General features: G+C 62.7%; 22 protein-coding genes. 15 read left to right on the forward strand and 7 right to left on the reverse strand.

The window, feature by feature from the left end; translation table 11 throughout:
• The first annotated feature begins 28 nt into the window (after nt 1-28).
• Nucleotides 29-1318, forward strand: coding sequence for an ABC transporter substrate-binding protein (locus NKI70_RS07290; RefSeq protein ID WP_352724438.1), 1290 nt, complete (start codon nt 29-31; stop codon nt 1316-1318).
• Between the two features lie 395 nt (nt 1319-1713).
• Entirely contained in the window at nt 1714-2367 is a 654-nt protein-coding gene (locus NKI70_RS07295) for an aromatic-ring hydroxylase C-terminal domain-containing protein (protein WP_352570003.1), read from the forward strand.
• 232 nt (nt 2368-2599) lie between these two features.
• On the opposite strand, the gene NKI70_RS07300 is transcribed toward NKI70_RS07295, so the two are convergent.
• Nucleotides 2600-3112, reverse strand: coding sequence for a phosphatidylglycerophosphatase A family protein (locus NKI70_RS07300; RefSeq protein ID WP_352636382.1), 513 nt, complete (start codon nt 3110-3112; stop codon nt 2600-2602).
• 235 nt (nt 3113-3347) lie between these two features.
• On the opposite strand from NKI70_RS07300, the gene NKI70_RS07305 reads away from it, so the two are divergent.
• The 3 genes from NKI70_RS07305 to NKI70_RS07315 all read left to right on the forward strand — a co-directional run bounded on the left by NKI70_RS07305 (nt 3348) and on the right by NKI70_RS07315 (nt 4956).
• A complete protein-coding gene (locus NKI70_RS07305) occupies nt 3348-3974 on the forward strand; it encodes a CDP-alcohol phosphatidyltransferase family protein (protein WP_352569917.1) in 627 nt (208 codons plus the stop codon).
• Between the two features lie 68 nt (nt 3975-4042).
• Nucleotides 4043-4477: an antitoxin Xre-like helix-turn-helix domain-containing protein gene (locus tag NKI70_RS07310; protein ID WP_352570002.1), complete on the forward strand. Its 435-nt coding sequence runs from the start codon at nt 4043-4045 to the stop codon at nt 4475-4477.
• On the forward strand, nt 4474-4956 hold the full coding sequence (locus NKI70_RS07315) for an RES family NAD+ phosphorylase (protein WP_352569916.1): 483 nt from the start codon (nt 4474-4476) through the stop codon (nt 4954-4956). Before NKI70_RS07310 ends, NKI70_RS07315 begins: the two co-directional genes overlap by 4 nt.
• A gap of 51 nt (nt 4957-5007) precedes the next feature.
• Here the strand turns inward: NKI70_RS07315 and NKI70_RS07320 are convergent, their stop codons facing one another.
• From NKI70_RS07320 to NKI70_RS07345, 6 genes are all read right to left on the reverse strand, one after another.
• Nucleotides 5008-6027: an LLM class flavin-dependent oxidoreductase gene (locus NKI70_RS07320; RefSeq protein WP_352569915.1), complete on the reverse strand. Its 1020-nt coding sequence runs from the start codon at nt 6025-6027 to the stop codon at nt 5008-5010.
• A gap of 161 nt (nt 6028-6188) precedes the next feature.
• Nucleotides 6189-6395 carry a hypothetical protein gene (locus tag NKI70_RS07325; protein WP_352569914.1) on the reverse strand — a complete coding sequence of 69 codons (207 nt, stop codon included), beginning with the start codon at nt 6393-6395 and terminating at the stop codon, nt 6189-6191.
• 18 nt (nt 6396-6413) lie between these two features.
• A complete protein-coding gene (locus tag NKI70_RS07330) occupies nt 6414-7556 on the reverse strand; it encodes a DegT/DnrJ/EryC1/StrS family aminotransferase (RefSeq protein WP_352569913.1) in 1143 nt (380 codons plus the stop codon).
• Between the two features lie 253 nt (nt 7557-7809).
• Nucleotides 7810-8733 carry a carbohydrate kinase family protein gene (locus tag NKI70_RS07335; RefSeq protein WP_352724439.1) on the reverse strand — a complete coding sequence of 308 codons (924 nt, stop codon included), beginning with the start codon at nt 8731-8733 and terminating at the stop codon, nt 7810-7812.
• Nucleotides 8730-9176 (reverse strand): RbsD/FucU family protein, encoded by a 447-nt coding sequence (locus NKI70_RS07340; protein ID WP_352724440.1) that lies wholly within the window; start codon nt 9174-9176, stop codon nt 8730-8732. The genes NKI70_RS07335 and NKI70_RS07340 overlap by 4 nt, the downstream gene beginning before the upstream one ends.
• A gap of 2 nt (nt 9177-9178) precedes the next feature.
• On the reverse strand, nt 9179-10408 hold the full coding sequence (locus NKI70_RS07345) for an ROK family transcriptional regulator (RefSeq protein ID WP_352724441.1): 1230 nt from the start codon (nt 10406-10408) through the stop codon (nt 9179-9181).
• A gap of 229 nt (nt 10409-10637) precedes the next feature.
• Between NKI70_RS07345 and NKI70_RS07350 the strand changes: the two genes are divergently transcribed.
• The 10 genes from NKI70_RS07350 to bglA all read left to right on the forward strand — a co-directional run bounded on the left by NKI70_RS07350 (nt 10638) and on the right by bglA (nt 26832).
• Complete coding sequence (locus NKI70_RS07350) at nt 10638-11654, forward strand: sugar ABC transporter substrate-binding protein (RefSeq protein WP_352449223.1); 1017 nt, start codon at nt 10638-10640, stop codon at nt 11652-11654.
• Nucleotides 11655-11742: 88 nt separating this feature from the next.
• Nucleotides 11743-12825 carry an ABC transporter permease gene (locus NKI70_RS07355; RefSeq protein WP_023679302.1) on the forward strand — a complete coding sequence of 361 codons (1083 nt, stop codon included), beginning with the start codon at nt 11743-11745 and terminating at the stop codon, nt 12823-12825.
• Complete coding sequence (locus NKI70_RS07360; protein WP_023679303.1) at nt 12822-13610, forward strand: ATP-binding cassette domain-containing protein; 789 nt, start codon at nt 12822-12824, stop codon at nt 13608-13610. The genes NKI70_RS07355 and NKI70_RS07360 overlap by 4 nt, the downstream gene beginning before the upstream one ends.
• 175 nt (nt 13611-13785) lie before the next feature.
• Nucleotides 13786-16254 (forward strand): glycogen/starch/alpha-glucan phosphorylase, encoded by a 2469-nt coding sequence (locus tag NKI70_RS07365; protein ID WP_023679304.1) that lies wholly within the window; start codon nt 13786-13788, stop codon nt 16252-16254.
• Nucleotides 16255-16400: 146 nt separating this feature from the next.
• Nucleotides 16401-18614 (forward strand): 1,4-alpha-glucan branching protein GlgB, encoded by a 2214-nt coding sequence (glgB, locus tag NKI70_RS07370; protein WP_352698740.1) that lies wholly within the window; start codon nt 16401-16403, stop codon nt 18612-18614.
• Between the two features lie 35 nt (nt 18615-18649).
• Nucleotides 18650-19915 carry a glucose-1-phosphate adenylyltransferase gene (gene glgC / locus NKI70_RS07375; protein WP_254819896.1) on the forward strand — a complete coding sequence of 422 codons (1266 nt, stop codon included), beginning with the start codon at nt 18650-18652 and terminating at the stop codon, nt 19913-19915.
• Between the two features lie 3 nt (nt 19916-19918).
• A complete protein-coding gene (gene glgA, locus NKI70_RS07380; protein WP_352698738.1) occupies nt 19919-21364 on the forward strand; it encodes a glycogen synthase GlgA in 1446 nt (481 codons plus the stop codon).
• 3 nt (nt 21365-21367) lie between these two features.
• The gene (locus NKI70_RS07385; RefSeq protein WP_352698736.1) at nt 21368-22996 is read left to right on the forward strand and encodes an alpha-D-glucose phosphate-specific phosphoglucomutase; all 1629 of its coding nucleotides are present in this window, start codon (nt 21368-21370) and stop codon (nt 22994-22996) included.
• Between the two features lie 211 nt (nt 22997-23207).
• Nucleotides 23208-25214 (forward strand): glycogen debranching protein GlgX, encoded by a 2007-nt coding sequence (gene glgX, locus NKI70_RS07390; RefSeq protein WP_352698734.1) that lies wholly within the window; start codon nt 23208-23210, stop codon nt 25212-25214.
• Entirely contained in the window at nt 25204-26832 is a 1629-nt protein-coding gene (gene bglA / locus NKI70_RS07395; protein ID WP_352698732.1) for a beta-galactosidase BglA, read from the forward strand. Before glgX ends, bglA begins: the two co-directional genes overlap by 11 nt.
• Nucleotides 26833-26839 lie beyond the last annotated feature (7 nt).

The raw sequence follows: 26839 nt of genomic DNA on the forward strand, positions 1-26839 counted from the left end.
CGACGTCACCGAGAAAGGGAGGAAGACAATGCCTTTGCACATGACACGCAGAGCCCTGCTGACGACGGCGATGGCCGCCGGCGCGACGGGTGCCTTGGGTCGGTTGGCCCATGCCCAGGTAAAGACGCTGAACGTGCTTTGCCATCGCGTCCACCAAGCCAACCTGACGACCGGCGCCGCCGGCAATGTCATCAAGCCCTGGGAGGACAAGAACAATGCCCAGATATCCTGGACCACGCTCGACAGCAATCCGCTCCAGGACCGGCTATTCCGGGAGGCGAGCCTGAGCGAGACCGATTTCAACGTCGGCTATGTCATCGACAACCGCATGACGTCGCAGATCGCCTCGCTGTTCGAGCCGCTAGACGACCTCCGGAAAGCCGAGCCGATCGAGGATTTCGACGATATCGCCGAGGGCCTGCGCCAGTCGATGACCGTCGGCGGCAAGCTCGTCGGCGTTCCGGTGCGCCATGCTACGCAGGGGCTTTTCTACAACGAGGAGCTGCTTCAGGAGACCGGCATTTCGGCGCCACCGAACACGCTGGAGGAGCTGGTCGAGCAGGCGAAGAAGCTGACCTTCACCTCCAGGTCCGGCACGCCCGTCGTCGGCATGATCCTTGCGAGTGACCTCGCCGTCTTCCCGGTCATGTTCGCCCGCGCCTTCGGCGGCGATTTCATCGACAAGCAGTTCAAGGTGGTCCCCGATCCGGAGGCGATGGAAAAAGGCCTGTCCGTGCTCGCCGACCTCTTCAAGGCCGGGGCGCTCCCCCGCAGCTACGCCACGACGCGCAATGACGACATGGTGACTTGGATGCAGCAGGGACGCGCAGCCTTCGCGGTGCTGCCTTTCGCCCGCTACGCGCAGCTCAACAACAAGGAACAGTCGACCGCGCCGGGAAAGATCAAGGCGATCGAGTTCCCCGGCTCCAAGACCCTCGGCAGCGGTCAGGAAATGCACCCGGTCGTCGAATCCTGGGCTATGGCCATTCCCGCCAATTCGGCGGACAAGAAACTCTCCTGGAGCTATCTCCGCTTCGTAGCGAGCAAGGCGGCTACACTCGATATGGCGCGCAACGGCAATGGCCCCGTCCGCTCATCGACCTATGCCGAGCCGTCGTTCGCCGGGTCGCAGCCGCAGGCGAAGGTCGAGGCTGCCGCCCTTGCCAAGGCGAGACCAGCCTTCCCGGCTTTTCCCGAAGCCGCTCGCGCTCAGTCGACGTTTCTCGAGGAGGTTCAGCTCGCCGTCCTCGGTCGCAAGAACCCGAAGGAAGCGGTCGCCGCCATTGTCGACCGCGTCAAGCCGCTGATGCCAGCGTAATCGTATGGACCACGTCGCCAAGTCGCCTGGTACTTGCCAGGCGACCAACCGGCGAGGATCAGCACGGTCGTAAAGTGGTCGTCGGATGAGGCGATGTTCCATGGACCTGAATTCGATCGCGCGAGCTCAGGACTGCCTGGCAGTGCGCTGGCGCAGATAGCAGGTTCATCGCACCGCCGCCGATATCCCACTACGCGGCATAGGCAATGGCCGCTGACCGTCGGCGACTCCCCATGATCGAGGTAGATACCATGATGCCGCTTGTCGGCACGCATGGCCTACTGACTTTGTAGATGCTTTCGAGCGGCGCCGGGGACGCTTATCGCCTGCTACTCGATGTAGTGCACGGGCGCCGCCCCTCCGGGGGGACGTAATCAACCCTCGGACTTGCCAGCCTGTTTGCCTGGAAGCTTGCGATGGTAGCACGCGGGCATGCCGATCCCTCGTTGCTGGATAGCTATGACATGGAGCGCAGGCCGGTCATCGAGGCTACGTTGGCGCAAGCGCTCGCCCGCCTACAGAAATGGTTCGACGATCCGTCGAAGCGGTTGCCTCCTCCTGTTGCGATCGTCGAGGATTACGACGTGGTATTTGGCCAACGCTACACTGCAGGCATCGTGGCTCGGGAATCCACACCGGACGATCACCCGTTCCAAAAATCCGCCAAGCTGTCGGGTCGCCCTGGCACGCGTTTACCGCATTTCGCGGTCGGGCGCGCCGGCCGGCGGATTTCGAGTCTCGATTTGTGCGATCGCGATCTTCTTCTCCTCTGCGCTGACGAAGCATGGTGTCAGGCCGCTGACGCGATAAGCCAACGCCTCGGAATGCCGCTGACCTGCCACGCCTTGGGTGCCAATGACGATCTGATTGACTTGGACCATCGGTGGCCTTCCGCGCTCGGGGTTGAAAGCGGCGGTGCCGCCTTGGTCAGGCCGGACGGCTTTGTCGCGTGGCGGTCATCGCACGGTGTGCCTGATCCCGTACAGGTGCTGATCGAAACGCTTGACGGGTTTGGTTTCCGCACGCAGGCACACGAACACCATCGGTGAGCGGCGGCGAGTGCGGATGCCTCCTGCGTTCTGGCACGCCGATGTCGTCGCCGGGAATGCGGGCGATGCCAGGGTGCAGACGGCCAGCGCACGAAGCCCGGCCGCTACGACTCCCTTGCCGATCCCATCGCCTGGAATGGCCGCGATCCTGTGGCTTCGCATCGGTCCGGTCTTCCCTTGTGGCGCTAAACTCCGATGAACCACCGTGGCCTTGGCAGACCGAATGTCGCCGTTACCGCAAATGGTCAATCAAACCGTTCAGCAGGAGCAGCAACGCCCCAGCGACGACAGCCGCGGCCGCGTCGTCCAGCATAATGCCGGCCCCACCCCTTACCTTGTCATGCATGATACGGATGGGCCAAGGCTTGACGACGTCGAAAAACCGGAAAGCAAGGAAGCCTGCTGCCCACCAGAGTGGGTCGATCGGAAGCATGGAAAGTGTCGCGGCGGCGCCGAAGGTCTCATCGATGACGACGATCTGCGGATCCTCCGCCCCGGTACGGGAGATAACATGCGATGACGCCCATACGCCAACGGCGAACAGGGCCGCATAGGCAAGCACGGTCAGCCAAGGCGATGCAGGTATCAGAGCTGCGGCAACAGCCACTCCAACTATTGCGCCGACCGTGCCCGGCCATATTGGAGATAATCCCGCGCCGACAGAGGTCGCGAGCAGGTAGGCGAACTTGGGTGGAAATTTATGCATCGAGTTTCGGCCGGCTTCCCACGGATCGCAAGCGATCATAGTCACATCGTTCGGGTGCTGCCGCCAGACTGCCGTTCGATTTGCTCCGTCAGCTTGGCGAGCGCCTTATTCCGCCGGCCGCATTCGCCAAAAAGAAATCGCTGTTGCGGCGAGTTGAGAATGTTGCTGAGCCCGGTCTCGGCCCGCTTTGACCAATTGGAACGGTAGCGACGGTGGAACAAACCCGCAAATTGCTGGTAAAGCTCGGTGAAACGACATCATCAGAGGAGCCGCCATGATCGCCGGTCTCATGAAAAGTCGCATCGACCCGCTATGGGAGCAGGCCGCCTCTCCGCTGATCGGGATCGGCATGACGCCGAACCAGGTTACGGCTAGCGGGCTCGTGCTCGTCGCTTTGTCGTCGGCCGCCTATGTCTATCACCATTCAAGTCTTGCCTTTGGCCTTTGCCTGGCGTTTGCCTTCACCTTCGATGCGCTGGACGGTGCGGTAGCCCGCCGGACAAATATGAGCACCAAGGCCGGTGGCTATTTCGATGCCGTCGTCGACCGTTATCAGGAATTGGCCGTCTTTGCGGCAATCGGCTGGGTCGCCGATCTGTGGGCGATCGCAATGTTCGCGTTCGCCGGCGGGATACTCACAAGTTACGCCAAGGCACGGACGGCGCTGGAAATTCCCGTAGAAAACCATGGTTGGCCGGATTTCTTCGAGCGGATGGAACGTCTGGTGTTCATTTGCGTGCTGCTCGCCGCGGACGGAGTCGCGACCGCCATGGGCGCGGCTTCGCCCTGGATTCTGGCGGGTGGGTTCGCGCTGTACGCAGTGCTGGCCAACGCCACAGCGCTACAACGGATCAGTCGTGCATTTGCGATGCTTAAACGAGCCGACGGCAACCAGCCGTGAGACCGCAAGAACGTTTGCATTCAGCCTCATGTGAGGCTATATACTGCTTCATATGAATGGAAGCAGAGATGTTAGCATTTGGAAATATAGCCGACGTGCTGGGGCTGTCGCCCAAGGAAACGGCTGCACGGTCGCCATTCGGGCTGATGGCTCGAATTGAAGGCGGATTGCCCATCGGCGCGCTCGAACGCGTCTCACAATTGCTGGCACCGGCCGATGCCCAATTCAAATACCGCCTCGTTCCAAAGGCAACCTATGAACGTCGCAAGAGGGGCGCTCTTCGACTGTCTTCGGAGGAGGGCATGCGGGTGGCACGGGTGGCTCGTGCATGGGACTTGGCCCTCGACGTCTGGAAGATCGAAGATGAGGCTCGTGACTTTCTATTTCGACCTCATCCCATGCTGGAAGACCGACGCCCGATCGAAATGGTCATCCGAAACGAGATCGGCGCCGAGCTGGTGATCGATATCCTTGCAGGCCTGAAATACGGCACTGCCGCTTGACGGCGCAGATACTCGATCGGACGCTGCCGTGCTTCAGGATCGGCGATCCTGCCGGCATCCATCCGTTCTTTGACGCGACGGGCTCGACGATCGCGCCCGGCCGCTGGAACACGCCTGGCAGCCCAGTGATTTACACCAGCGAGCACTATTCGACAGCGTTGCTGGAAAAGCTGGTGCACGGCAGCGGCAGACTGCCGCCCAACCAGCACTACGTCCAGATCATGGTTCCGCGCGGGCTAAGCTACGAGATATTTTCGCAGCCGTCGCTGCCGGGGTGGGATATGATGCCGGCAAAGGTGAGCAAGGAATTCGGCGAGACGTGGTATGTCGAGCGCCGCAGCGCGATCTTGATCGTGCCAAGCGTCGTGGCTCGCCTCGACAACAACGTGTTGATCAATCCGACCCATCCGGAGTTTGCCTTGATCACAGCCAGCCTGCATCAACCCGTATATTGGGACAGTCGCCTGTTCGGCTCCTGAGCAGGTCAGGAGGGGCAGGTTCCTGCCTGTGGCGTCGATTGTTCAAACTCGTCAGCGCCAGGCCAAGCCTGGGGCGACATGGGTCAGAATCGCCTCGATGACATGGGCGTTGTAGTCGACCCCGAGCTGGTTGGGGACGGTAAGCAGCAGCGTATCGGCCTCGGCGATGGCTTCGTCGCCCTTTAGCTGCTCGATGAGGATGTCCGGCTCGGCGGCATAGGAGCGGCCGAAGACGGCGCGCCTGTCTGCCTCGATGTAACCGAACTGATCTCCGCTCTCATTGCCGCCGAAATAGGCGCGGTCGCGATCGTCGACCAAGGCAAAAATGCTCCGGCTGACCGACACCCGCGGCTCGCGCGTGTGTCCGGCCGTCTTCCAGGCCTCACGAAAAGCCCGGATCTGTTCGGCCTGCTGGATGTGAAACGGCTTTCCGCCTTCATCGAATTTGAGCGTGGAGCTTTGCAGGTTCATCCCCAGCTTCGCCGCCCATTCCGCCGTGGCGTTGGTGGCGGCGCCCCACCAGATGCGGTCGCGCAGGCCCTCCGAGTGTGGTTCAACGCGAAGCAGGCCGGGCGGGTTGGGAAACATCGGCCGCGGATTGGGCTGCGCAAAGCCTTTGCCCAGCAACACTTCGAGCAGCACTTCGGTGTGTCTGCGTGCCATGTCGGCATCGCTCTCGCCCTCTTGCGGGGCATAGCCGAAGTAGCGCCATCCCTCGATTACCTGCTCCGGCGAGCCGCGGCTGATGCCCAGCTGCAGACGCCCTCCGGCGATTAGGTCGGCGGCGCCGGCGTCCTCGGCCATGTAGAGCGGGTTCTCATAGCGCATGTCGATCACCGCCGTGCCGATCTCGATTCGGCTGGTCTTCGCCCCAACCGCTGCCAGCAGCGGAAAGGGCGAGGCGAGCTGACGGGCGAAATGATGCACGCGGAAATACGCCCCGTCCGCACCCAGCTCCTCGGCCGCGACGGCCAGCTCGACGGACTGCAAAAGCGCGTCGGATGCCGTCCGCGTCTGCGATTGCGGCGAGGGCGTCCAGTGCCCGAACGAGAGGAAACCAATCTTCTTCATGAGAACCAGCCTAAAGGGGAGCCAGGTGCAGACTATGCTGCGGCGCGCAGCAAAGCATCGCAAAATCGGTGCCGATGATCGCCTGCCTTGACGCGCAAAGCTTGAATCGGCGGTTGTTGATCAACGATGCCGACCGTGCCGAGCTGCCGTCGGACGCGGGTCTAGGAAGGTGCCGCGAACGCGAGCAATATCGCGATGAGGATCAACAGCGGTCCCATCCATTTGAAGTGAACCCCAAAGTTGGTCCACCATGCTTGCTGCTGGCCCGGGCGAGCTTGGAACGGGTCCGCGAGAAATCCGAAGCCGACGCCAGCCATCCACAACCCGGCGCAGAACATGATGAACTCGTCGATGTACTCCGCGACCACGCTTCGAAACTTTCGAATTTATGCCGCCGCTACATGCGCCGAATTCGAGCCGATATAGTTACGGATCGTTTCGATGATCCGGTCCTGGTCAGCCTCGCTCAGATAGGGATGCATCGGCAGGCACAGGATGCGCTTCGGCAACTCTTCCGAAACGGCAAGGCCGGTCGGCGTGCGCGGATAATCGCGATAGGCAATCTGGCTGTGCAGCGGTTTCACATAGTAGATAACCGACGGAATGCCCTTTTCACCGAGATGTGCCTTGAGCCCGTCGCGTTTCGGCGTTTCGATGGCGTATTGCGCCCAGGCCGAGCGGCCGCCGCCCAGATTGCGCGCCGCCTTGACGATATCGCCGAGACCTTCGGCATAGCGATTGGCGACCGCTTGCCGCGCCACCATCTCGTCCTCGAGGATGGCCAGCTTCTCGATCAGGATCGCCGCCTGCAGCGTGTCGAGCCGCGAGTTGATGCCGACGCGGACATTGTCGTATTGCGTTTCGCCCTTGCCGTGGAAGGCGAACGAGCGCAACTGTTCGGCCAGCGCATCGTCATTGGTGAACATCGCACCGCCGTCGCCATAGCAGCCGAGCGGTTTTGCCGGATAGAAGCTGGTCGAGCCGACGGTGCCGAACGAGCCGCACATCTTGCCGTCAGCCGAGCCGCCGGTCGCCTGCGCCGCATCCTCGATGACCATCAGGCCTTCGCGGTTGGCGATGGCCATGATCGCCTCGTAATCGGCGGCGAGGCCGAACAGGTCGACGGGAATGATTGCCTTCGGCCTCAGCCGGCCTTCCGCCTTGATCATGGCAATCGCCGCCTCGAGGCTGGCGACGTCGATGTTGTAGCTGTCGGCATCGACGTCGACGAACACCGGTTCGGCCTTGGTCAGCGCCACCACTTCGGCCGTGGCGGCGAAGGTGAAGCTCGGCACGAACACCGCGTCGCCCTGGCCGATGCCGGCGGCAAACAGCGGCAGCAGCAGCGCATCGGTGCCGTTGGCGCAAGCGACCACATGCTTGGTGCCGATATAGGCGGCGAGCTTGTTTTCGAATTCGGTGACCTGAGGTCCGAGAATATAGCGGCCTTCGTCGACAACGCGGTCGATTGCCGCTTTCAGCCTGTCGCGGATGCGTTCGCGCTGAGCGCCAAGATCGATGAACTGCATGTCGGCCTCAAACGGTTTTAGCCAGATAACCGGCCGCTGGTAGCAGACTTGGCACGGCCGAGAAAGCCGCAGGGCAAAACCCTGAATTGCTCAAGTGTCGCAGCCTGTTACCTCTGATTTCCGATCTGCCCTCTTAAACGCGGGGAAATCCGGGCTTCGGCCGGCCTGATACAGGCTTCGCATCCCGCCCGCCAGGCTGGACGAAACATAAAGTGATCGCCGGTGAGCAGTCCATGGGCTGCGCACCAGCCGGTCAGGCGATTTCATGCCGCCATGGCGGGTTGGCGCCGGCCCGCGATACCGTCACCGCCGCGGCTTTGGCGCCGAGCGTCAGCGCCTTGTGGATGGCTTCTTCCGGCAAGCTGGCGATTGCCGTCTTCGACAGCAGGCCCTGCTCGTGCAAGGAGGCGAGGATGCCGGCATTGAACGTGTCGCCGGCGCCGACCGTATCGACCACCTCGACCTTGTCCGGCACGACCGTGACGCGGTGCTGGCTGCTGTAACCGACCGCGCCCTCGCTGCCGTGGGTGACGACGATCAGCTTCGGGCCGCGATCCAGCCAGTTGCGGACGACGTCCTCATGCGAGCCGGCTTCGCCGAACCAGTTCAGATCCTCGTCCGACAGTTTCACGATGTCGGCCATCGCCATCATGTTGCGGATGCGCCTGAGGTGCTTGGCTTTGTCCGGAATGAAGTTTGGCCGGATGTTGGGGTCAAGCATCATCACGCGGCGCTCATGCTCGCGTCGCATGAACTCCTCATAGGCCGATCCGGCGGGTTCCGAGATCAGGCTGATGGCGCCGAACAGCATGGCCTCGATCTCGCTGCCGAGTTCCGGCAGGTCCTCGATGGTCAGCATGCGCCCGGCGGTGTTCTCGTCGTAAAACGTGTAGGTCGCCTGGCCATTGGTGAGCCGCACGAAGGCAAGCGTGGTCGGCCGTGGTGAGGTGTGCGCATAGGTCGAGCTGACTTCGCTGGCCCCCAGCGCCTCCCTGAGCTGGCCGCCGAACAGATCCGACGACAGGCCGGAGAAGAAGCCGGCCGGCGCGCCGAGCCGGCCGAGCGCAATTGCCGTGTTGAAGACGGCACCGCCGACATAGGGGGCAAAGGCCGGCTCGCCCTCGGTTGTGGTGCGCGGCAGCATGTCGATCAGGGCTTCGCCGCAGCAGAGAATCATGAAGTCTTGCTTTCCGGCGGATAGATCACGCCCTTGCGAATGATGATGTTGGCATAGAGCCGCGGCTCGCTTGTCGCGACGATCGCGTGCGCGGCCTTGACCCGTGCATAGAAGTCGGCGCCGGCAAGCGCAACCACCGTGCGGCCCGGCGCACGCCTGGCGCAGATCGCTTCCATCTCATGGTGAACCGGATCGGCGAGCAGGGGATCGCCTTTGGCCGAGGCGCGAAACAGCGCCTGCGGCACGGCGTCGTCGACAGGCAATACGCTCAATACCGCATCGAGCACGGGGACGAGATGATGACCGTCGGCGCGGATCAGCCGTTGTGCCTGCTGTTCGGCCGGGTAGTTGCCGTCGACCAGCGCGATCTCGTCGCCATGGCCCATGGCGCGCAACATCGCCAGAAGCTCCGGGCCGAGCAGCGCCGGGATACCGATCAGCATGCTCAGAAGCTCCGGGAAATCGTGGTCGAGCCGATGAGGAAGCGCTCCGACAGCGGCAGGCTGGCGCCACCCAGCGCCCGCGCATGGATGCCGACCGTTCCCTCGCGAACGGCCGGCAGCCTCAGGCCTTCGCCGTCGATCCTGCTGATGGCTTCGATGACGGCATCGACAAGCCGCCGGCGCACGCCGAGCGGCATCCATCCGTCGATCACCGCCGCTTCGAAATCGATGACAGAGGACGCCGCCACAATGGCATAAGCGAGCGCCTGCGAAGCGCTGGCGATCCAATCGTCAAGCTCGGCACCGATCTCGCCCCAGTCCCCCGGTGATGTCCACAGATGCGAGGCCTCGACGCCGCGTGCGTTGAGCGCCTTCTCCAGCATGGCGATCGAGGCCACGTCGATCAACTGCGTCGGCTTGCCGTCAGGCCCGGGCACTGGCATTGAGCCCAGCGCGCCGGCATTGCCGGTCGGGCCGCCAAACAGCCGGCCGTTCAGCACGATGCCGCCGCCGGCAAAGGCGCCGATATAGAAATAGACGAAATCGCGCGCCGCACCCGCCGCCTGGCCGAACACGAGCTCGGCGCCGCAGGCCGAGGTGGCGTCGTTCTGCAGATAGACTGGAAATTCGCATTGCGCCTGGATGTCGGCGCGGATGTCGCGATGGCGCCATTCGTCCATGATTTCACGCGGCGCGCCGGCGGTATCGGCCCAGTTCCACAATTCGAACGGCATGGCGATGCCAAGCCCGGCGATGCGTTTGTCCTGCGCAGGGGTGAGTTCGCCGCGCATCTTCTTCATGCCGCTCGTGACGAATTCCACCGTCTCGCGCGGCGCCGGATAGCGGTACGAATGCTGCAGCATCGAGCGCACATTGCCGAGGAAATCGATCAGCACCAGCTCGGCGCTGCGGCGGCCGATCTTCAGGCCGATGAAATAGGCGCCGTCGGGATTGAGCGCCATGGGTATCGAGGGCTGGCCGATCTTGCCGCGCAACGGCGCCTGGCGGACGAGCAGGTCGTCCTCCTCCAGCTCGCGCATGATGACGGACACTGTCTGCGCCGAAAGGCCCGTCATGCGCGCAATATCGGATTTGGCCAGGCTGCCGTGCTGACGCACCAGCGACAGCACCAGCCGCTCATTGTGGTCCCGCATGCCGCTTTGATTGGTGCCGCGGTGCAGGCGGCTTTCGGCCGCATCGGGCGAACCGTGCCTCGTAACGCCGGTCTCCACCCCTGTTCCTCCCGTCGTTTCCCCTCAATGCTTTTGGTCTAGAGTGGGTGAACAATCCCGCGATGTCAATAATAAATAAGAGTGATTTAATTATTGACAGTGCTGGCGGACTGGTGTCTCTTGAGATCGGCGTCGACACTGGGAGATTTCGTCGGACGCGCTGCAGGTGCCGGTTGGCCGGCATCCTAAATGGTTCCATGGGAGGAAAATCGTGACCACGTCAAAACTGTTGAAATCCACCGTGTTTGCCGCGGCCGGACTGAGCCTGATGGCCTTTGCGTCGACGGCATCGGCCGCCGGGGTCGGCGCCTGCTTGATCACCAAGACCGACACCAATCCCTTCTTCGTCAAGATGAAGGAAGGTGCCGCCGCGAAAGCCAAGGAAATTGGTGTCGATCTGAAGGCCTACGCCGGCAAGGCGGAAGGCGACAATGAGGGCCAGGTTGCGGCGATCGAATCCTGCATCGCCGACGGCGCCAAGGGCATTTTGATCACCGCCACCGACACTGCGGCCATCGTGCCGGCGGTGAAGAAGGCGCGTGATGCAGGGGTGCTGGTGATCGCTCTGGACACCCAGCTCGAGCCTGCCGACGCCGCGGATGCGACGTTTGCGACCGACAATTTCAAGGCCGGCGAGCTTATCGGCTCCTGGGCAAAGGCCACCTTGGGCGACAAGGCCAAGGACGCGCACATCGCCTACATGGATCTTATCGCCAGCCAGCCCTCTGTCGACGTGCAGCGTGATCAAGGCTTCATGAAGGGCTTCGGCATCGACCTCGGCGATCCCAACAAGATCGGCGACGAAACCGACGCACGCAATGTCTGTCACGATCTGTCGAGCGGCAATGAGGATGGCGGGCACACTGCCATGGAGAATTGCCTGCAGAAGGATCCGGATATCAACGTCGTCTACACCATCAACGAACCTGCGGCCGCGGGCGCCTACCAGGCGCTGAAGGCCGTCGGCAAGGAGAAGGACGTCCTGATTGTCTCGGTCGATGGCGGCTGCCCGGGTGTCAAGAACGTTGCGGAGGGCGTGATCGGCGCCACTTCACAGCAATATCCACTGCTCATGGCCTCGCTCGGCATCGAGGCGATCAAGACCTTTGCCGACAGCGGCAAGAAGCCTGAGCCGTCGCCCGGTCTGAACTTCTACAACACCGGCGTGACGCTGATCACCGACAAGCCTGCCGCCGGCATCGAATCCATCGACACGAAGCAAGGCCTCAGCAAGTGCTGGGGTTGATTTGATCCCCTGATCGGCTCAACTTCAAAAGAACAATAGAGAATGTGGAGCGGTTTCGGCCGCTCCACATCACAGGCGGGAGGTCGACTTGAGCGTCGAAACAACCAGGAGCAAGGGACCGCAGGAATTCGAGACGGTCCTGGCCACTAGCGACACCAGCGTCGCTTCATTCGAGACGCATTCCCGCTCGACGCTGGAGAGCATCCAGCACCGCTTGCACAAAAGCCCTGCCATGGTGCCGCTGATCATTCTGATCATCTCGGTGGCTCTGTTCGCAGTCGTCGTCGGCGGACGCTTCTTTTCTCCTTTCACCCTCACCCTGATCCTCCAGCAGGTGGCGATAACCGGCATGGTCGGCATCGCGCAGACACTGGTGGTGCTCACCGCCGGCATCGACCTGTCCGTCGGCGCCATCATGGTGCTGAGCTCGGTCGTCATGGGCCAGTTTGCCATGCACTACGGTGTCCCAGCGCCAGTGGCCGTTGCCGTCGGGCTGCTTGTCGGCGCGATTTGCGGCTTGATCAACGGCATTCTCATCGCCTGGGTGAAACTGCCGCCCTTCATCGTGACGCTCGGCACCTGGTCGATCTACGCTGCAATCAACTTCATCTATTCCGGTAACGAGACCATCCGCAGCCAGGATCTCGAGACGACGGCGCCGCTGCTGCAGTTTTTCGGCGGATCATTCAGGATCGGGGGCGCCGTCTTCACCTATGGCGTGCTGTTGGTGCTGATCATGGCGGCAATTGCCTGGTACGTGCTCAATCACACCGCGTGGGGCCGGCATGTCTATGCGGTCGGCGACGACCCGGAGGCCGCGGAGCTGTCGGGTGTGCGCGTCAGCCGGATGCTGGTCGCGGTCTACACGCTGACTGGTATCATTTGCGCCATCGCCGGCTGGGCCCTGATCGGACGCATCGGATCGGTCTCGCCGCAGGCCGGGCAGTTCGAGAACATCAATTCGATTACCGCCGTGGTGATCGGCGGCACTTCGCTGTTCGGCGGCCGCGGCTCCATCCTCGGGACCATCTTCGGTGCGCTGATCGTCGGCGTGTTCGCGCTCGGCCTCAGGCTTTGGGGGACAGATCCGCAATGGACGCAATTGTCCGTCGGCGCCCTTATCATCATCGCTGTTGGTATCGACCAGTGGATCAGGAAGATCTCGGCATGAACCAGACTCACGAACCGATCCTTACCGCGCGCAGCCTGGTCAAGCGCTACGGCCGCGTCACCGCTCTCGACAGCGCAGACTTCGACCTCTATCCGGGCGAAATCCTTGCTGTCATTGGCGACAACGGCGCCGGCAAGTCGTCGCTTATCAAAGCCATTTCCGGAGCGGTCACCCCCGACGAAGGTGAGATACGGCTTGAAGGCAAGCCTATTGCCTTCAAATCACCGATGGAGGCGCGCGAGGCCGGCATCGAGACCGTCTATCAGAACTTGGCGCTGTCGCCGGCGCTGTCTATCGCCGACAACATGTTCCTCGGCCGGGAGATCCGCAAGCCCGGGTTCCTCGGCGAATGGCTGCGCATGCTCGACCGTCCGGCGATGGAAAAGCGTGCCCGCGACAAGCTCACCGAACTTGGCCTGATGACGATCCAGAACATCAGCCAGGCGGTGGAAACGCTCTCCGGCGGCCAGCGCCAAGGCGTGGCGGTGGCGCGTGCCGCCGCCTTCGGCTCGAAGATGGTCATCATGGATGAGCCGACGGCCGCGCTCGGCGTCAAGGAGAGCCGCCGCGTGCTCGAACTCATACTCGACGTCAAACGCCGAGGCCTGCCTATCGTGCTGATTTCACACAATATGCCGCATGTCTTCGAGGTGGCCGACCGCATCCACATTCATCGGCTCGGCCGTCGCCTGTGTGTCATCGATCCGAAGCAGTATACGATGTCCGACGCCGTCGCCTTCATGACTGGCGCCAAGGTGCCGCCGGAAGCGGCGCTGGCGGCTTGAGCAAGAACTTGAGGCCCATCGCCGAGGGGCCCAAACGCGATGTTTCCAAATGCCAAATTGCCGCAGGGCAACCCGGCTTGCGATCACCCGAATCGATTGAACATCCGGTGGGATGCACTAGCATTGGCAGAGATGGTGAAAGCCGCATGATCCTGGCAACGTCACGAGAGGCAGCATGACGCGCGCGATGACAACCGAAGCTCCTCTGCCCACGCTCAAAAACCCGGATCCCAAGACGCTCGCCGAGGAAGTCTTGCAAGCCCTCAAATACAGGGTCGGCAAGGGCACCAACGTTGCAACCCAGTACGATTGGCTCACCGCCTCGATCAAGGTTGTACGCGACCGCATAGTCGATCACTGGATGCAGGCGACCCAAGAGGCCTACGCCCAGCAGGAAAAGCGCGTCTACTACCTGTCGCTGGAATTCCTCATCGGCCGCCTGATGCGCGATGCCTTCTCCAATCTCGGCCTGATGGACAATATGCGCGAGGCGCTGTCGTCGCTTGGCGTCGACCTCGACATCATTGCTGCGCTCGAACCGGACGCTGCCCTTGGCAATGGCGGTCTTGGCCGGCTCGCCGCCTGCTTCATGGAAAGCATGGCGACCGTCAATATCCCCGCGCATGGCTACGGCATCCGCTACGCCAACGGCATGTTTCGGCAGGAGATCCATGACGGCTGGCAGGTGGAGCTGCCCGAGACATGGCTCGATCACGGCAATCCCTGGGAGTTCGAGCGCCGCGAACGCTCCTTCGAGGTCGGCTTCGGCGGCTCGGTAGAATCGGTCACGTCGAAGGACGGCCGGCTCGAGCGCCACGTCTGGAAGCCGACCGAACATGTTCTGGCAGTCGCCTATGATACGCCGGTTGTCGGCTGGCGGGCCAACCGCGTCAACACGCTGCGTCTGTGGTCCGGCATGCCGGTCGACCCGATCCTGCTCGACAAGTTCAACGCCGGCGATCACATCGGCGCGCTCGCCGAAAGCAACAAGGCCGATGCGTTGTCGCGCGTCCTTTACCCGGCCGATTCCCACAAGGCGGGCCAGGAGTTGCGGCTCAGGCAGGAGTATTTCTTCTCCACCGCCTCGCTGCAGGACATCGTCCAGCGTCATCTCAGCCAGTATGGCGACCTGCAATCGCTGCCCGACAAGGCGGCGATCCATCTCAACGACACCCATCCGGCGATCGCCGTAGCCGAGCTGATGCGCCTGTTGATGGATGTCCACGGCATGGATTTCGACCAGGCCTGGAGCATCACCAAGCGCACCTTCGGCTACACCAACCACACGCTCCTTCCCGAAGCGCTGGAAAGCTGGCCCGTGCCGCTGTTCGAGCGGCTGTTGCCGCGCCACATGCAGATCGTCTACGCCATCAACGCCGAGGTGCTGCTCGAGGCGCGCGCCTCCGACCAGTTCTCGGACGAGCAGATCAGCCGCATCTCGCTGATCCAGGAAAATGGCGATCGCCGCGTGCGTATGGGCAATCTGGCCTTTGTCGGCTCGCACTCGATCAACGGCGTGTCGGCACTGCATACAGAATTGATGAAGGAGACGGTGTTTGCCGACCTCCACAGGCTCTACCCGGATCGCATCAACAACAAGACCAACGGGATCACACCGCGGCGCTGGCTGATACAGTGCAATCCCGGCCTCACTGCACTCACCCGAGAGGCGATTGGCGACGGCTTCCTCGACGACATCGACGAGATAAAGCGGCTTGATCCTTTCGCTGAGGACGCAGCCTTCCGCGACAAGTTCGCCGCCGTCAAACGGGCGAACAAGACGAGGCTTGCCAAGCTCGTTGCCGACCGGCTCGGCATCAAGGTCGACCCATCGGCGCTGTTCGACATCCAGGTCAAGCGCATCCACGAATACAAGCGCCAGCTCTTGAACATTCTCGAAGCGGTCGCGCTTTACGACCAGATCCGCTCGCATCCGGAGCGCGACTGGATGCCTCGCGTCAAATTCTTCGGCGGCAAGGCGGCGCCCAGCTATCACAACGCCAAGCTGATCATCAAACTTGCCAATGACGTCGCCCGGGTCATCAACCGCGACCCGGCGGTGCGCGGCTTGCTGAAAGTGGTATTCGTGCCGAACTACAATGTCAGCCTGGCCGAGATCATGATGCCGGCCGCCGATCTTTCGGAGCAGATATCGACCGCCGGCATGGAAGCGTCCGGCACCGGCAACATGAAGTTCGCGCTGAACGGCGCGCTGACCATCGGCACGCTCGACGGCGCCAATGTCGAGATCAAGGAATGCGTGGGCGACGACAATATCTTCATCTTCGGCCTGACCACCGATGAGGTCGCCGAGCGACGCAACAATGGTTACGATCCGCGCGCTGTGATCGAGGGATCGCCTGAATTGGCGCAGGCGCTGGCCGCGGTTTCATCCGGAGTCTTTTCACCTGACGATCCGGACCGTTATCGCGACCTGATCAACGGTCTTTACCAGAGCGACTGGTTCATGGTCGCCGCGGATTTCGATGCCTACGCCGCCACCCAGCGCGACGTCGATGCCGTCTGGCGCAACAGCCCGGACTGGTACGCCAGAGCCATCCGCAATGTCGCGCGCGTCGGCTGGTTCTCGTCCGATCGAACGATCCGCCAATATGCGAAAGACATATGGCACGTGCCCGCCTGATATGATTGCATGTGGCCACGAACAATGTGGTCCTAGTGGAGTGGATTTGACCCTCGCATCCCTTGGAGGGTAAGGCGGCATGCGAATGTCGAATTCAAAACTCCACTAGAAACATACACTTGGTGCCCGGGGAGGGTCACTGCCTGATGAGCAAGCCGCGCGCGACCGTTGCGACAAGCGGGCCGGACGGACTGGCGCCAGCCGGCGATGTCGCGGCGATTGTCGCCGGCACGCACGGCGATCCGTTTGCAGTGCTTGGCGTGCATGAGGCGGGAAAGGGCTTTGTCGCCCGCTGCTTCGTCCCTCATGCCGAGTTCGTCACCGCCTATACGCTGACCGGCAAGAAGGCCGGCGAGCTGTCGAGACGCGACGACCGCGGTTTCTTCGAAGGCAAACTGTCGCTGCGCAAACGCCAGCCGCTGCGCTATCACGCCAGGAATTCCGGCGGTGACTGGTGGCTGACCGATCCATATTCCTTCGGTCCCGTGCTCGGCCCGATGGACGATTATTACATCGCCGAAGGGTCGCATCTCAGGCTGTTCGACAAGCTCGGCGCCCATCTCATCGACCATGAAGGTGCATCGGGTGTGCATTTTGCGGTGTGGGCGCCCAATGCAAGGCGCGTCTCGGTGGTCGGCGACTTCAACGAGTGGGACGGCCGCAGGCATACCATGCGCGTCCGCCGCGACACCGGCATCTGGGAGCTGTTCATTCCCGACATCGGCGCTGGCCGCCCGTATAAGTATGAAATCATCGGGCCGGATGACGTGAGATTGCCGCTCAAAGCCGATCCGTTCGCCTTCAAGTCCGAACTGCGCCCGGCCACCGCCTCGGTGACGGCATTGCCGCCGGCGCATGAATGGGGTGACGAGGCGCACCGGAACTACTGGCGCAATGCCGACCACAGGCGCGAAGCCGTATCGATCTACGAGGTTCATGCCGGGTCATGGCGGCTTCACGACGACGGCAGCTTCCTGTCGTGGGATGAGCTCGCCGACAGGCTGATCCCTTACGTGGTCGAGACCGGTTTTACCCACATCGAATTCATGCCGATCTCCGAACACCCTTATGACCCGTCCTGGGGCTACCAGACGACGGGTCTTTATGCGCCGACTGCCCGCTTTGGCGATCCGGACGGTTTTGCCCGCTTCGTCGACGGCGCCCACCGTGCAGGCATCGGCGTCATCCTCGACTGGGTGCCGGCGCATTTCCCGGTTGACGAACACGGTCTGGCAAAGTTCGACGGTACCGCGCTCTACGAACATGCCGATCCGCGCAAGGGCTTCCATCCCGACTGGAACACCGCGATCTATAATTTTGGGCGCCGCGAAGTGATTTCGTTCCTGGTCAACAATGCGCTGTTCTGGGCCGAGAAATATCACGTCGACGGACTGCGCGTCGATGCGGTCGCCTCGATGCTTTATCTCGATTATTCGCGCAAGGCCGGTGAATGGATTCCCAACGAGAAGGGCGGGCGGGAGAACCTCGAAGCGGTCAGCTTCCTGCAGCGTATGAACAAGGAGGTCTACGGCCACCATCCAGGTGTGATGACCATCGCCGAGGAATCGACCTCGTGGCCGAAAGTCTCGCAGCCGGTGCATGAAGGCGGACTGGGCTTCGGTTTTAAATGGAACATGGGCTTCATGCATGACACTTTGGAGTATTTCTCCAAGGAGCCGATCTTCCGCAAGCATCACCACAACGACATCACCTTCGGTCTGGTCTACGCCTTCAGCGAGAATTTCGTGCTGCCGCTGTCCCATGACGAAGTGGTGCACGGCAAGGGCACGCTGCTCAACAAGATGGCCGGCGACGACTGGCAGAAATTCGCGACGCTGCGCGCCTATTACGCGTTCATGTGGGGTTATCCCGGCAAGAAGCTGTTGTTCATGGGCCAGGAGTTCGCACAGCGCCGCGAGTGGAGCGAGGGGCGCGCGCTCGACTGGAACCTGCTCGATTTCCGGCTCCACCGCGGCGTCTGGCAGACGGTGCGCGATCTCAACTATCTCTACCGCTCGCGCCCCGCGCTGCATGCCCGCGACTGCGAGCCGGAGGGCTTTTCCTGGCTGATCGTCGACGACAGCGCGAACTCAGTATTTGCCTGGCTGCGCAGCGCGCCGGGCGGCAACCCGGTCGCGGTCATTTCCAATTTCACGCCGGTGCCGCGCGACAATTACCGCGTGCCGTTGCCGCACGCCGGAAAATGGCGCGAGATCATCAACACCGATGCCACGGATTATGGCGGTTCCGGCAAGGGCAATAGCGGCGGCGTCGAGGCTCAGGCGGAAGGAGGAGGCATTTCGGCGACGATGCTTTTGCCGCCGCTGTCGACGATCATGCTCGAATTCGTCCCGGACTGAGCTATGTCTGGAGCATCTAACCTGGGAGGATAGGAATGGCTGAAATAAAACGAACACAGCCGCTGGCACGCGACGCCATGGCTTATGTGCTGGCCGGCGGCCGTGGCAGCCGGCTCAAGGAACTGACCGACCGACGGGCCAAGCCGGCGGTCTATTTCGGCGGCAAGACCCGCATCATCGATTTCGCGCTGTCCAATGCGCTCAATTCCGGTATCCGCCGCCTCGGCGTCGCCACCCAGTACAAGGCGCATTCGCTGATCCGCCACCTGCAGCGCGGTTGGAACTTCCTGCGGCCCGAGCGCAATGAGAGTTTCGATATCCTGCCGGCCAGCCAGCGTGTGTCGGAAACGCAATGGTACGAGGGCACCGCCGACGCCGTTTACCAGAACATCGACATCATCGAGGCCTATGGGCCGGAATACATGGTCATCCTGGCCGGCGACCACGTCTACAAGATGGACTACGAAATGATGCTGCGCCAGCATGTCGAGGCCGGCGCCGACGTCACCGTCGGCTGCCTCGAAGTGCCACGCATGGAAGCTACCGGCTTCGGCGTCATGCATGTCGATCCCAAGGACACCATTATCTCCTTCATCGAAAAGCCCGCCGATCCGCCAGGCATTCCCGACAAGCCGGATTTTGCGCTGGCCTCGATGGGCATCTATGTGTTCAAGACCAAGTTCCTGATGGAGCAATTGCGTCGCGATGCAGCAGAGCCCGGCTCGAGCCGCGACTTCGGCAAGGACATCATCCCCTACATCGTCGAGCACGGAAAGGCGATCGCCCATCGCTTCGCCAAATCCTGCGTGCGCTCGACCGCCGAGAACGAGGCCTATTGGCGCGACGTCGGAACGGTCGACGCCTATTGGGAGGCCAATATCGACCTGACCGACATCACGCCGGAACTCGACCTTTACGACCGCGACTGGCCGATCTGGACTTATGCCGAGTTGAAGCCGCCGGCAAAGTTCGTGCATGACGAGGATGGCCGCCGCGGGTCGGCCGTGTCGTCTCTCGTATCGGGCGATTGCATCGTTTCGGGCGCTTCGCTGAAGCGAAGCCTGATCTTCACCGGCGCGCGCATCAATTCCTATTCGACGCTGGAGGAGGTTGTCATGCTGCCCGACGTTCATGTCGGCCGCAACGCCAGGCTGAAGCGCGTGGTCATCGATCACGGTGTCAGGATCCCGGAGGGGCTGGTGGTCGGCGAGGATCCCGTCCTCGACGCCAAGCGTTTCCGCGTTTCGGAAAAAGGCATCTGCCTCGTCACGCAGGACATGATCAACAGGCTGGGATCGTAGTGCATGCAGGTTCTGTCGGTGGCGCCCGAGATCTTTCCGCTGGTCAAGACCGGCGGGCTCGCCGACGTAACCGGCGCCTTGCCCGTGGCATTGGCCGGCAAGGGCGTCACCATGCGCACGCTCGTCCCCGGCTATCCCCAGGTGATGGGAGCCTTCAGGAAAAAAAAGCCGGTTCAGCAATATCCGTTGCTGCAGGGCGGCAAGGCCTCGGTGCATGCCGTCCAGATCGCCGGGCTCGACCTGTTCGTGCTTGACGCGCCGCATCTTTTCGACCGTCCCGGCGGCCCATACGGCAACGCGACTGGCGCCGACTGGCCGGACAATTGGCGCCGGTTCGCGGCCTTGAGCCAGGTAGGCGGTGATATTGCCGGCGGTGCGATCTCGGGCTACCTGCCCGATATCGTCCATGCCCATGATTGGCAGTCGGCAATGACGCTTGCCTACATGCGCTACGGCAAGGCGGTCGGCACGCCGTCGATGATCACCGTGCACAACCTCGCCTTCCAGGGCCAGTTCGGCGCCGGCATCTTTGGCGACCTTGGCCTGCCGGCGGCGGCGATGGCGCTCGACGGCGTCGAATATTACGGCGGCGTCGGCTTCCTCAAGGCCGGCCTGCAGGCGGCGTGGGCGATCACCACGGTCAGCCCGACCTATGCGCAGGAAATCCGCTTGCCCGAATTCGGCATGGGCCTCGACGGCCTGATCAACATGCGCTCCGTCGATCTCCATGGCATCGTCAACGGCATCGATACCGAGATCTGGAACCCGGAAACCGACAAGCATCTAGCCTCCAACTACACCGCAAAGACGCTCAAGGCGCGAATGCCCAACAAGGCCGCGGTCGAGGACCGTTTCAGCCTCGATCGCGATGACAGCCCGATCGTCTGCGTCGTCAGCCGGCTGACCTGGCAAAAGGGCATGGACATACTGGCTGCGGCCGTCGACGGCATCGTCGCGGCAGGTGCACGGCTGGCAATCCTTGGGTCTGGCGACGCTGGGCTGGAAGGCGCGTTGCTTGCCGCCGCAGCCCGCCATCGCGGCCGCATCGGCGTCGTCGTCGGCTATGACGAGGGACTCTCCCACACCATGCAGGGCGGCTGCGACGCAATCATTATCCCATCGCGCTTCGAACCTTGCGGGCTGACACAGCTTTACGGCCTGCGCTATGGCTGCGTGCCGGTCGTCGCCCGTACCGGGGGCCTTGCCGACACGATCATCGATGCCAACGAAGCCGCCATCTCTGCCGGCGTTGCGACCGGTTTCCAGTTTGCGCCCGCCAATGCCGGCGCCTTGCTGCACGCCGTCCGCCGCCTTGTCGAGGCGCATGCCAATCCCGCAGTGTGGACGTCGATGCAGCGGCAAGGCATGAAGGCCGACGTTTCGTGGGACAAAAGCGCCGAAAAATATGTCCAACACTATCGCTTGCTGCTTTCGAAAAGGGCTGCCTGACTGATGATCCGCACCGTCGCCACCAAACCCTATCCCGACCAGAAGCCCGGCACCTCCGGGCTGCGCAAGAAAGTCCCGGTGTTCCAGCAGGAGCACTATGCCGAGAACTTCATCCAGTCGATCTTCGATGCGCTGGACGGGTTCGAGGGCAAAACCCTGGTGATCGGCGGCGACGGCCGCTTCTATAACCGCGAGGTCATCCAGAAGGCCATCGCCATGGCCGCGGCAAACGGCTTCGGCAAGGTGATGGTCGGGCAGGGCGGCATCTTGTCGACGCCGGCCGCTTCGCATGTCATCCGCAAATACAAGACCTTTGGCGGCATCATCCTGTCGGCTAGCCACAATCCGGGTGGCCCGCATGAGGATTTCGGCATCAAGTACAATGCCGGCAATGGCGGCCCGGCGCCGGAAAAGCTGACCGACGCGATCTTCGAAAAAACCAAGGCGATTTCAAGCTTCAAGATCGCCGATATCGGGCAGGTCGACATCGACACGATCGGCACGGTCAAGACGGGGGACATGACCGTCGAAATCATCGATCCTGTCGCCGACTATGCCGAACTGATGGAAAGCCTGTTCGATTTCGACGCATTGCGGGCGCTGTTCAAGTCGGGCTTCCGCATGCGCTTCGACGCCATGCATGCGGTGACCGGCCCCTACGCCAAGGAGATCCTCGAAAACCGGCTCGGCGCGCCCAACGGCACCGCCCGCAATTTCATTCCGCTGCCGGATTTCGGCGGCCATCATCCCGATCCCAATCTGGTGCATGCAAAACACCTCTACGACGAGATGATGGGGCCGGATGCGCCAGACTTTGGCGCCGCCTCGGATGGCGACGGCGACCGCAACCTGATCATCGGCAAGGGAATTTTCATCACCCCGTCTGATTCGGTGGCGATGCTCGCCGCCAACGCCCATCTGGCGCCGGGCTACAAGGCCGGGCTGAAAGGCATCGCCCGCTCGATGCCGACCAGCGGTGCTGCCGACCGGGTCGCCGAAAAGCTCGGCATCGGCATCTACGAGACGCCGACCGGCTGGAAATTTTTCGGCAATCTGCTCGATGCCGGCATGGCAACGATCTGCGGCGAGGAGAGTGCGGGGACCGGCTCCAACCATGTCCGCGAAAAGGACGGCCTGTGGGCTGTGCTTTTATGGCTCAACATCCTTGCCGTGCGCGGCGAAAGCGCCAAGCAGATCGTCACCCAGCATTGGGCGGCCTATGGCCGTAACTATTATTCGCGCCACGACTACGAGGAGGTCGAGATCGATCGTGCCAACGCGCTTGTCGACGAGCTGCGCGCCAAGCTCGGCTCGCTGCCTGGCACCAGCGTGCGCGGCATGACGATCGCCAGCGCCGATGATTTCGCCTATCACGATCCGGTCGACGGCTCGGTCAGCAAGAACCAGGGCATCAGGGTGTTGTTCGAAGGCGGCTCACGCGTCGTCTTCCGCCTGTCCGGCACCGGCACCTCGGGCGCGACGCTGCGGCTTTATGTCGAGCGCTACGAGCCGGACAAGAACCGCCACGATCTCGACACCCAGGAGGCACTTGCCGATCTGATCGTGGCGGCCGACGACATTGCCGGGATTCTCAGCCATACCGGCCGCGCCAAGCCGAGCGTGATTACGTGAGCCTAGAGCGGCGCGCCTTTCCTTCTCCCCTTGTGGGGTCCGAAGGACGGGGCGAGACCCGTGGCTCGCCCCCGAGCGGTGGATCGGCGCGTAGCGCCGAGACGGTTGAGGGGTGTTGGACGGATCGCCGTAGGTGCCAAGCTGGAGCACCCCTCATCCGTCGGCGATGGCAACGCCTCAAACTGTCTACGACCTGCTGCTGTGAGCGCGCGTGAGCCAACTCGGCGCAACTATCACCAAGGAAGGTATCCGCTTCGCCGCATGGTCCTCGTCGGCTCGGCGCATCTGGGTCTCGATCTTCGACGCGCGCGGCAACCGCGAAATCGACCGGCTGGAACTCCAGTCGGAAGGCGAGGGCGTCCACGCACTTTTTGTTGCCGGTCTCGCCGCTGGCACCCGATACGGGTTCCGTGCCGATGGCGACTACGCGCCGGAACACGGTTTCTGGTTCGATCCCAACAAGCTGCTGGCCGATCCCTATGCCGTCGAGATCGACAGGCCCTATGCCTATGACGGCCGGCTAGCCGCGCGCCGTGGCGCGGGGGCCGACACGGCGTCGCTGATGCCGAAGGCCATTGCTGGCGCCTTGCCGGAACCCTTGCCTGCCTTGCCGCCTCTGTTTCGGTCCGGCGGCCTCATCTACGAAGTGCCGGTACGCGCCTTCACAAAGCTGCATTCGGACATTCCCGAGAAGCAACGCGGCACCATTGGAGCGCTCGCTCACCCCCTCGTTGTCGAGCATCTGCAAAAACTCGGCGTGGCAGCCATTGAGTTGATGCCGGTGACTGCATCGATCGACGAACGGCATTTACCGCCGCTCGGTCTGCGCAACGCCTGGGGTTATAATCCCGTGACCTTCATGGCGCTCGATCCGCGACTGGCGCCCGGCGGTCTGGCCGAGTTGCGCGGAACGGTCGCCGCGCTGCGCGAGGCCGGCATCGGCACCATTCTCGACCTTGTGTTCAACCACACCGGCGAAAGCGACCGGCTCGGCCCGACATTGTCGCTGCGCGGCCTCGACAGCCGCGCCTATTATCGGCACGAGCCGGACGGCGCTCTGGTCAATGACACCGGAACCGGCAATACGGTTGCGTGCGATCATCCGGTCGTCCGGGAAATGGTCCTCGACACGCTTCGCCACTTTGTCCAGCGCGCCGGTGTCGACGGATTCCGCTTCGACCTGGCGCCGATCCTCGGCCGCGTCGACGGCGTTTTCGACGCCGATGCGCCGCTGCTGAACGCCATTCGCAAAGATACTGTTCTTGGCGACCGGGTGCTGATCGCCGAGCCTTGGGATATCGGACCGGATGGCTATCAGCTCGGCAATTTTCCGCCGCCCTTCCTCGAATGGAACGACAAATGCCGTGACGATATCCGCCGTTTCTGGCGCGGCGACGGCGGCATTATCGGTGTCTTGGCGACGCGGCTTGCCGGTTCGTCCGACGTCTTTGCCAAACCAGGCCAGACAACGAGCCGCAGCATCAACTTCATCGCCGCGCATGACGGCATGACGCTGGCCGATATCGCTGCCTATGAGCACAAGCACAATGAGGCCAATGGCGAACAGAACCGCGATGGCCACGACGACAACCTGTCCTGGAACAATGGCCTCGAGGGCGAGACCGGCGACCAGCCAATCGTTACGGCCCGTTTCGATGACCAGTGCGCGCTGCTGGCGACGCTCTTTGCCTCGCGCGGCACGATCATGCTGACGGCCGGCGACGAGTTCGGCCGCACGCAGCGCGGCAACAACAACGCCTACGCGCAGGACAATGACATCACCTGGCTCGACTGGGCCGGGCGCGACCTGGCGCTCGAGCACCATACGGCTCTGCTCGCCAGGATGCGTCGTGTCGTGCCGGCGCTTTTGGACACAACGTTCCTGACCGGAGAACCGCCTGCGGGCTCGGAAATCCCAGACGTAGCCTGGCTGACGGAAACCGGCATGCCGCTCGACGAGGCCGCCTGGCACGATGCCAGGCGGCACCGGCTGGTCATGGTTCTCGGGAGCGGTGAGAACAGTCGCCTTGCAGTGGTCATCAACGGCGACCGCCGGGCCTGCATGTTCACGCTGCCGGAACGGGCGGGTTTTCTTTGGCGCCCAGCTATCGAACCGGATAGTAGCGATATCTCGCGGCCGGTGCCTGGGCGAACGGTCCTGTTCATGATCGAAAGCAGGACAGCGCGGGCGGGCGCAGGGGAGAGCCATGATGCCTGACAATGCCGAATGGTGGCGCGGCTGCGTCATCTACCAGATCTACCCGCGCTCCTTCCAGGATACGACAGGCGACGGCAGCGGCGATCTCCGCGGCATCACCTCGAGGCTGGCCCATGTCGCATCGCTCGGTGTCGACGCGGTTTGGCTGTCGCCTTTCTTCAAGTCGCCAATGGCCGATATGGGTTACGACGTTTCGGATTACTGCGCCGTCGATCCGATGTTCGGCACATCAGAGGATTTCGACGCGCTGGTTGCCGAGGCACACCGGCTCGCCCTGAAGGTGATCATCGATCAGGTCTTGTCGCATTCGTCGGATCGGCACGAATGGTTCGTCGAAAGCCGCACGAGCCACGACAACCCCAAGGCCGACTGGTACGTCTGGGCCGATGCGAAGCCCGACGGCACCGCCCCCAACAACTGGCAGTCGCTTTTCGGCGGCCCGGCCTGGGAATGGGACGCAACGCGCAGGCAATATTACCTGCACAATTTCCTCGCCTCGCAGCCGGACCTGAATTTCCACAACCCACAGGTGCAGGACGCCTTGCTGGAAACGGTGCGGTTCTGGCTCGAGCGCGGCGTCGACGGTTTCCGGCTGGATACGGTCAACTATTACGTCCACGACCGCTGGCTGCGCAGCAACCCGCCTTTGGCGGAAAGCGTCGCCGGCACCAATGCGGCAACCAGCCCCTATCTCTATCAGGAGCATCTGTTCGACAAGAGCCAACCGGAAAACCTTGCTTTCCTCAGGCGCTTCCGGGCCTTGCTTGACGAATATGAAGGCCGCGTCGCTGTCGGCGAGATTGGCGACGAAACTCGTTCCTTGCAGACGCTCGCCGCCTATACCGGCGGTGGCGACAAGCTCCAAATGTCCTACACGTTCGACCTGCTCGGCCCGCAATTCTCGGCGTCGCATGTGCGTGGCTGTGTCGAGGCCTTCGAGAGTAAGGTGTTCGACGGCTGGGTTTGCTGGGCGTTCTCCAACCACGATGTCGTGCGCCATGTCAGTCGATGGACAAGGCCCGGCGGCGATCCGGACAGGGTGGCGAAATTCTCGATCGTGCTGCTTTCTTGCCTGCGCGGATCGATCTGCCTCTACCAGGGCGAAGAACTCGGGCTGGAGGAGGCCGAACTGGCGTTCGAGGATTTGCGCGATCCCTTCGGCATCCGCTTCTGGCCGGCAATCAAGGGCCGGGATGGGTGCCGAACGCCGATGGTCTGGGAGGCTGGCGCCGACAATGCCGGCTTTTCGACGGGCAAGCCGTGGCTTCCGGTCCCGGCAAGCCATCGCGCCCGGGCGGTCGACGTCCAGGATGGCGAGCAAACCTCCGTCCTGGCGAGCTACCGGGCGATGCTGGCCTTGCGCAAGCAGCATCCGGCGCTGGTTCGAGGCTCGATCCGGTTCCTCGATGCCGAAGGCGACGTCCTTGCTTTCATTCGCGAAGGCGGTGACGAAAAGCTGCTCTGTGTCTTCAATTTCGCCGACGAGCCGGCCGGCTGGCAATTGCCACCGGATCTGGAAGCGATAGAGCCGATAGACCTTGGCGGTGCTGCCGGCGTCTTGCAGGAAAGAACTCTGTCGCTGCCGCCGCTGGGCTGCTTCCTCGGCCGGATCGGCTGAGCTCTAT

The sequence above is a fragment of the Mesorhizobium sp. M0500 genome (assembly GCF_040321165.1).
Taxonomy (GTDB): Bacteria; Pseudomonadota; Alphaproteobacteria; order Rhizobiales; family Rhizobiaceae; genus Mesorhizobium.

What these genes read in the sequence shown, in the direction of transcription:
- NKI70_RS07290 (WP_352724438.1), top strand. Translation starts at nt 29, where the DNA reads ATGCCTTTGCACATGACACGCAGAGCCCTGCTGACGACGGCGATGGCC.
- NKI70_RS07300 (WP_352636382.1), bottom strand. Translation starts at nt 3,112, where the DNA reads ATGATCGCTTGCGATCCGTGGGAAGCCGGCCGAAACTCGATGCATAAA.
- NKI70_RS07305 (WP_352569917.1), top strand. Translation starts at nt 3,348, where the DNA reads ATGATCGCCGGTCTCATGAAAAGTCGCATCGACCCGCTATGGGAGCAG.
- NKI70_RS07310 (WP_352570002.1), top strand. Translation starts at nt 4,043, where the DNA reads ATGTTAGCATTTGGAAATATAGCCGACGTGCTGGGGCTGTCGCCCAAG.
- NKI70_RS07320 (WP_352569915.1), bottom strand. Translation starts at nt 6,027, where the DNA reads ATGAAGAAGATTGGTTTCCTCTCGTTCGGGCACTGGACGCCCTCGCCG.
- NKI70_RS07330 (WP_352569913.1), bottom strand. Translation starts at nt 7,556, where the DNA reads ATGCAGTTCATCGATCTTGGCGCTCAGCGCGAACGCATCCGCGACAGG.
- NKI70_RS07335 (WP_352724439.1), bottom strand. Translation starts at nt 8,733, where the DNA reads ATGATTCTCTGCTGCGGCGAAGCCCTGATCGACATGCTGCCGCGCACC.
- NKI70_RS07340 (WP_352724440.1), bottom strand. Translation starts at nt 9,176, where the DNA reads ATGCTGATCGGTATCCCGGCGCTGCTCGGCCCGGAGCTTCTGGCGATG.
- NKI70_RS07360 (WP_023679303.1), top strand. Translation starts at nt 12,822, where the DNA reads ATGAACCAGACTCACGAACCGATCCTTACCGCGCGCAGCCTGGTCAAG.
- NKI70_RS07365 (WP_023679304.1), top strand. Translation starts at nt 13,786, where the DNA reads ATGACGCGCGCGATGACAACCGAAGCTCCTCTGCCCACGCTCAAAAAC.
- glgB (WP_352698740.1), top strand. Translation starts at nt 16,401, where the DNA reads ATGAGCAAGCCGCGCGCGACCGTTGCGACAAGCGGGCCGGACGGACTG.
- glgC (WP_254819896.1), top strand. Translation starts at nt 18,650, where the DNA reads ATGGCTGAAATAAAACGAACACAGCCGCTGGCACGCGACGCCATGGCT.
- glgA (WP_352698738.1), top strand. Translation starts at nt 19,919, where the DNA reads ATGCAGGTTCTGTCGGTGGCGCCCGAGATCTTTCCGCTGGTCAAGACC.
- NKI70_RS07385 (WP_352698736.1), top strand. Translation starts at nt 21,368, where the DNA reads ATGATCCGCACCGTCGCCACCAAACCCTATCCCGACCAGAAGCCCGGC.
- bglA (WP_352698732.1), top strand. Translation starts at nt 25,204, where the DNA reads ATGATGCCTGACAATGCCGAATGGTGGCGCGGCTGCGTCATCTACCAG.